Consider the following 6,329-nt stretch of genomic DNA (forward strand, 5'->3'; position numbering starts at 1 on the left):
ATTAGAATCCGTTCTCTACTACAAACTAAATTTGTCGCTAGCTGTTTACTTAGTATAATAAGCAAGTAAATAAACAGTTATGAGCGAGGGAAAAGAAACTATCGTAGACTACGAGAATGTCGAACTTAGCAGGGAGGGTAACACAATCCTCTCCGGTGTTAACATTACCATAAACCAAGGCGAATTTATCTACCTGATAGGTAAAGTGGGATCGGGAAAAACTACTTTCCTGAAAAGCCTTTATCACGAAATACCACTGACAAAGGGGCACGGGCAGATATTCGACTACCATCTCGAAAACCTTGACAGGAAACAGACTCCCCATCTCAGGCGCAAGGTAGGTATTGTGTTTCAAGACTTCCAATTGCTGACCGACAGGAGCGTGAGCGGCAACCTGCGCTTTGTATTGCGGGCTACAGGCTGGAAAAACAAAGACCTGATGGATATGCGTGTAGAAGAAGTGCTGGCGCAGGTAGGGATGCAAAACAAAGGCTACAAGATGGTATATGAGCTTTCGGGAGGCGAGCAGCAACGGGTAGTGATAGCGCGTGCCCTGCTCAATTCGCCAAAGATAATACTGGCCGACGAACCTACGGGTAACCTCGACCCCGAAACGGGTAACCAGATAGTAGAACTATTGCATAAGATATCGGAAGAGGGCACGGCGGTAATCATGTCGACACACAACTATGCCCTTGTGCAGAAATATCCCGGAAGGATAATAAAGTGCGAAGACGAACATATTAAAGATATAAAACTAAGCAACCATAACAAACCGAAGGAACAGCATGAAAATCAGGAAACTCGATACAGCGAATAGTAATGGGGTCTCTTTTGTTGAAAACCTTTATATAGAATCATTCCCGCTGAGCGAACGCCGCCCGGTGAACAAGATGCTGGAACTATATAGCGGCGATGCCCCGTTCGAGATAATCGTCGCTATAGAAGACGGCGAATTGCTGGGATTCCTCACCTATTGGGATTTGGGCGAGTTCATCTTTGCCGAACATTTCGCTATTTCGCCTGAGTTTCGCAACGGAGGTTATGGTGGCAGGGTGATGAAGCTTTTTATGGAAAATATCACTAAGCCGATAGTATTGGAGGTGGAACTGCCTACAACGATATTATCTGAGCGAAGAATTGGTTTTTACCAACGGCTGGGATTCCGGCTGTGGGAAGATGTACTTTACCAGCAACCGCCTTATTACGAAGAAACGGGGGCCATACCGATGAAACTGATGTCGTTTGGCGATATAGACATCGAAAAGGATTTCATTGCTATTAAGGAAACCCTGTATAGTAATGTATATGGATTTTAAGGATTAAGGAAACGCATAACTAACTGATATCTAAACGCTATTATTTCGAACTCACATTAATGTTGAATAAAAAACCATTCCTTCTGCCATAAACAGAGGAATGGTTTATCTATATATAAAACTATTCAGCCGAGAGGCAAAAAGTAACAAATAAAAATATCGTAGATGTGTTACTTTTGTTACTTTTTAGCCCCTCCAACCTCCCCTAGGGAAGGCTTAAAGCGAAGCTGCGACAAGAAAAATGTAACATGCAAAAACAGTAAAAACCTGTTACTTTTGTTACTTTTTCTATTACGGCCGAAAAGCGTTCTTCATTTTATTATTTAGAATACAGCGTTTTAGCAATACCCAGTTCCAAGCCGCGAAGCTCTGCCAAACCACGCAATCGCCCGATGCCCGAATAGCCCGGATTGGTCTTCTTATGAAGATCGTCGAGCATCTGGTGACCATGATCGGGACGGAAAGGAATAGATACATTGCGCTTTTGCTGCACTTCGAGGAAGCCTTTCATCACGCCGTACATATCCACATCGCCCTCCAAATGGTTGGCTTCGAAGAAGTTGCCCTCTGCATCGCGCTGAGTAGAGCGAAGGTGGACGAAATACACCCTGTCGCCCAGACGCTTGATCATGTTAGGCAGGTCGTTGTCGGCACGTACTCCGAACGAGCCTGTACAGAAGCACAATCCGTTCGACATATTAGGCACAGCAGCTACCAGCTTGTTGAAATCGTCTTCGGTGCTGAGAATACGCGGCAAACCGAGGATCGGATAAGGAGGGTCGTCGGGATGGATGGCAAGAACCGCCCCTACCTCGTCGGCAACAGGTGCTATCTGGCTTACGAAGTAAATCAGGTTTTTGCGTAACGTTTCGGCATCTATACCGTTGTACCTGTCGAGTTGAACCTGAAATTCTTCCAACGTGAAGCTTTCTTCCGCACCCGGAAGCCCAGCTATCATATTGCGTACGAGCAGGTCTTTGTCTTCCTGTGTCATTTGCTCGTAGCGAGCTTTAGCCTTGGCTATATCTTCGGCACTATATGTCTCTGCTGCCCCAGGGCGTTTGAGTATAAAGAGTTCGAATGCCATAAATGCAGCACGCTCGAAACGCAATGCTTTCGAACCGTCGGCCACAGTATAAGCTAGGTCGGTACGCGTCCAATCGAGAACAGGCATAAAGTTGTAAGTTATCACTTTAACCCCACATTTGGCAAGGTTGCGGATACTTTCTTTATAGTTTTCGATGTATTTATGGAAATCGCCCTCTTGGGTCTTGATATACTCGTGTACAGGGACACTTTCTACGACAGACCATTTCAAGCCTATAGCTTCTATCATGTCTATACGCTTTTGTATTTCCTCCACAGTCCATACTTCACCATTCTTGATGTGGTGCAATGCTGTGACAATACCGGTTGCCCCGGCTTGCTTTATATCGGCTAACGATACCGGGTCGTTTGGCCCGTACCAGCGCCATGTTTGTTCGCTTAATATCATAAAATTCTTATTTGGATATTTGATAATGTGTCGATTAGCAAATTCCGATTAGATAATTATCGAATTTGCTAACCTGCTGATTTAAATAGAAAAAGCGTCGAAACCTCCGTCAACAACCAAGACTGTTCCCGATACGAATTTGGAGGCATCGGCAACCAGGTAATGCAGTGAGCCCAGCAATTCGTCTGCTTTGCCAAAGCGCCTGTAAGGAGTATGAGCTAGTATGGTTTTCGAACGGTCGGTATATGACCCGTCAGGATTTAGCAACAGGTCTTTATTCTGAGTGGTAATAAAGAATCCCGGTGCAAGGGCATTCACGCGGAAGTTCTCTCCGAATTTAAGAGCTAGTTCGCCGGCCATGTACTTGGTGAAGTTGGTTACGGCTGCTTTTGCGGCTCCATATCCTGCCACACGTGTAAGCGGGCGCAGTGCCGACTCTGATGCTATATTGATAATATTACCGGCACCACCATCTACCATCGCTTTGGCAAATACCATTGTAGGGATAACGGTTCCGAAGAGGTTGAGGTCTACCACTTTCCTGAAAGCATCTATTTCGAGGTCGAATATTGTCTTATCCGGCGCAATTGCGGCTCCCGGCATATTACCTCCGGCAGCATTAATCAATACGTCGATTCTGCCATAGGCTTTTATAATATCTTCGCGGTTTTGCTCCAGCATTTCTTTGTTCAGCACATCGCAAACGAGGAACATAGCTTCGCCGCCTGTTGCTTTTATTTTAGCTACAAGCTCATTTCCTTTTTCTTCGTTTCTGCCGAGCACTACTACTTTACAACCTTGTTTTGCAAGGTACTGAGCCATATCTGCTCCTAAGATGCCATAGCCTCCGGTAATCAGTACAACTTTGTCTTTTACATGGAATAAGTTTTCAGTCATAAGAATTTTAGTTATAGTTTATAGTTATTGTAGAAATCGACATTCTCTTTTATCAATATATCTATCGGCATATAGTTGACTTTCTGCGGTGTTTGCTTGAACAGGAAATAATTGCCCAAGGCTTTTATAGCATCATACCCTTGTAGTTCGGGGCGTTGTGAGAGCAAGAAAGATATACGTCCCTGCTTCAGTGCTTCTACATTGAGGGGGATAGCATCGTGCCCTATCAACTTGATCCGGTTGCGGTAAGGCTCTTTCATTTTATCGAGCAAAGGTATGAGTTCGTATATACGCGAGTTTAATACTATGCCGCCAATCAGTGCCGGGTTTTTATCGATAATATCTTCCAATAGCGATATGCAGGCCTCCGGATTGTCGGGATTCACTTCTATATGGTGTATGTTCCCTGTATAGCCGCTTTTTTCGAGGTAATCCATAAATCCCTGTTCACGGGTTTTCATTTGCAAAGATATATCCTTGTACCTGAACCGGATATGGGCAAAGAATATATCGGCTGATAAACCGACTTCGCCAATTAACAGCTTTGCCGCAATGGTTCCACTGGCGAAAGAATCGCCTCCGAAATAAGAAAGGTCATCTTGGGCAGGTATATCCGAGTCGATATATATGTAGGGGATTTCTTTTTGGTCGAGTTCTCTTGACAAGCTGACAACCTGGTCGCCAAACAATGTTGCGATAAGTACTCCGTCGAACTCCTTCTCTTTGAAGGCCATGACAGCACGGTCGAATGAGCGGCGATCGTATTGGTTGAAACGGAAGTATTCGGTACTGACAAGGAATTTTTTCAGTTCGGCAGTAGCGAGGTCGATGCCATTAGAGGCTAATTCCCAATAGCTTCCTGGAGTGAATGTTGGCGATATTACGGCAAAACGGTAACTCTTTTTCGATGCTAATACGCGAGCCACCATATTGGGTTCATAGTTAATTTCCTTAAGAACCTTTTCTACTTTGGCTCGCTTCTCGGGAGAGACTTTTCCTCTGTTGTGTAACACACGGTCTACTGTGCCGGGCGAAACTTCTGCCATCCGGGCAATATCGACAATGCGTATATTTGCTTTATTTTCCATGCGTATTGTATAGGGACAAGCATATAGAGCTTAATAAAATGTGCATTTTAAAAAGTGTGTGCGCACACACAATCTTTCAATACAAAAATATTACAAATATTTGATTATGCAATAAGTTTGGAGGCTAATATTATATAATTTAATTATTCAAGAGCCAGTTTAAATTTTAGCGAAAGTTTTTATATAGACTCATGGGAAAATACTTGCTAATTTCTTTGACGAAAAGCAGCAGAAATGGTTAAAAAAGACTAATAATTAAGAGAAAAACAAAGAAGTATGTTGTATAACATAAAAATATCGTCTATCTTTGTACTGTGTTTTTCATGGTATTAGATTTAAGGTTAACAATGAAGATTGGTTGTCGGGATGACAACCTTTTCTTTTTTAAGCCCTTACGTATAATTTATTGAAATTCAGCTATACACAAACTCTCTTTTCTTGAAATATCCCCTAATTCTTAAAGTGCTGTACGTAATAGTGTATTTATGAAGGGTTAAATACTATACATTTATTTACTCAAAAGTATATGTTTTTTTTGTTATTACATTCATAAAATATTGATGATTTCAGCAGTTTATATTTTACAATGATATTTTACGGCATTTTCCTATTCATATAAATATACATAATAAAAATGTACAAAATAAGTATACATTTAATATCCGCTTAAATTTTCTATCTTTATGTAGTATCAAAATATATATCCATGAGAGCATGTCTCGTTTTAGCCATACTTATATTACATTCAATGTATATCTACTCGCAAACGGATAAAAAGATTATTCCTTTTCAAGTGGATTCCGTCAGGAAAAAAGACACAATCCTATTGGAAGAATTGAGAAGTATCCATGCTATTAAAAGTGAACGTCCTTTTATATATAACTCCGAAAGAGTCTCCTGTTTTATCGGAGGTGATAGTGCTATGGTTGTTTTCTTTAATAAAAATATCAGATACCCCAAAAACGTAAAGAGTGGTGAAACTGAAGGTATTGTTGTTATCAGATTCGTAACTTTAAAGAATGGTAGCATTGATATGAAGAAAGTAGATATACTAAAATCCTTTTCTGAGGTTTGTGATAAGGAGGCGTTACGTTTAGTGCTAAAAATGCCTGCATGGGCACCATTCATAACCGGCGGACTTCCTGTTCCAGCTTATCAGACAATCGGTATTTATTTTGGTAATAAAGAATATGATATTGTTAAAAGGCTTAATTATAAGGATACAAACATTACTTTAGAAGAATGGCCTGATTACAGTTCGGAAAGAACATGTAATCCACATACATATAAAAAGTAGAGGTCACCCATAATGTGAATAACCTCTGACTTTTTAATAAGAAGGAAAAAACATGAACCTATGCCTTCTTATTGAGTGAAGATTTAAACTTCACTACCCTCTTAGCCGGTACCTTTGTTGGAACCCCATCTTTCGGATTCCAAGCGTTTCTTTCACCAAATTCCTTAACATGGAACGTTCCAAAATTTTGTATGGTAATTCGTTCGCCTTCTTTTAAAGAACTTTGTATAACT

General features: G+C 41.4%; 7 protein-coding genes. 3 read left to right on the forward strand and 4 right to left on the reverse strand.

Going from position 1 to position 6,329, the window contains the following annotated elements; all coding sequences use genetic code 11:
- The first annotated feature begins 79 nt into the window (after nt 1-79).
- Both D0T57_RS05005 and D0T57_RS05010 read left to right on the forward strand, forming a co-directional pair.
- Nucleotides 80-820, forward strand: coding sequence for a cell division ATP-binding protein FtsE (locus tag D0T57_RS05005; protein ID WP_163271502.1), 741 nt, complete (start codon nt 80-82; stop codon nt 818-820).
- Nucleotides 789-1,319, forward strand: coding sequence for a GNAT family N-acetyltransferase (locus D0T57_RS05010; protein ID WP_163271504.1), 531 nt, complete (start codon nt 789-791; stop codon nt 1,317-1,319). Before D0T57_RS05005 ends, D0T57_RS05010 begins: the two co-directional genes overlap by 32 nt.
- Nucleotides 1,320-1,638: 319 nt before the next feature.
- Here the strand turns inward: D0T57_RS05010 and uxuA are convergent, their stop codons facing one another.
- The 3 genes from uxuA to D0T57_RS05025 form a co-directional block, all read right to left on the reverse strand.
- Nucleotides 1,639-2,814, reverse strand: a complete 1,176-nt coding sequence (gene uxuA / locus D0T57_RS05015) for a mannonate dehydratase (protein WP_163271506.1) — start codon at nt 2,812-2,814, stop codon at nt 1,639-1,641.
- Between the two features lie 81 nt (nt 2,815-2,895).
- Nucleotides 2,896-3,711 carry an SDR family oxidoreductase gene (locus tag D0T57_RS05020; RefSeq protein ID WP_163271508.1) on the reverse strand — a complete coding sequence of 272 codons (816 nt, stop codon included), beginning with the start codon at nt 3,709-3,711 and terminating at the stop codon, nt 2,896-2,898.
- A gap of 11 nt (nt 3,712-3,722) precedes the next feature.
- Nucleotides 3,723-4,799: a substrate-binding domain-containing protein gene (locus D0T57_RS05025; protein ID WP_163271510.1), complete on the reverse strand. Its 1,077-nt coding sequence runs from the start codon at nt 4,797-4,799 to the stop codon at nt 3,723-3,725.
- 826 nt (nt 4,800-5,625) lie between these two features.
- On the opposite strand from D0T57_RS05025, the gene D0T57_RS05030 reads away from it, so the two are divergent.
- A complete protein-coding gene (locus tag D0T57_RS05030; RefSeq protein WP_163271512.1) occupies nt 5,626-6,096 on the forward strand; it encodes an energy transducer TonB in 471 nt (156 codons plus the stop codon).
- Nucleotides 6,097-6,154: 58 nt separating this feature from the next.
- On the opposite strand, the gene D0T57_RS16075 is transcribed toward D0T57_RS05030, so the two are convergent.
- On the reverse strand, nt 6,155-6,325 hold the full coding sequence (locus D0T57_RS16075) for an HU family DNA-binding protein (protein WP_368666902.1): 171 nt from the start codon (nt 6,323-6,325) through the stop codon (nt 6,155-6,157).
- Nucleotides 6,326-6,329: the final 4 nt, after the last annotated feature.

The sequence above is a fragment of the Dysgonomonas sp. 511 genome, from assembly GCF_010501105.1.
Taxonomy (GTDB): Bacteria; Bacteroidota; Bacteroidia; order Bacteroidales; family Dysgonomonadaceae; genus Dysgonomonas.

Coding starts and splice junctions, on each gene's coding strand:
- D0T57_RS05005 (WP_163271502.1), top strand. CDS start 80: ATGAGCGAGGGAAAAGAAACTATCGTAGACTACGAGAATGTCGAACTT.
- D0T57_RS05010 (WP_163271504.1), top strand. CDS start 789: ATGAAAATCAGGAAACTCGATACAGCGAATAGTAATGGGGTCTCTTTT.
- uxuA (WP_163271506.1), bottom strand. CDS start 2,814: ATGATATTAAGCGAACAAACATGGCGCTGGTACGGGCCAAACGACCCG.
- D0T57_RS05020 (WP_163271508.1), bottom strand. CDS start 3,711: ATGACTGAAAACTTATTCCATGTAAAAGACAAAGTTGTACTGATTACC.
- D0T57_RS05025 (WP_163271510.1), bottom strand. CDS start 4,799: ATGGAAAATAAAGCAAATATACGCATTGTCGATATTGCCCGGATGGCA.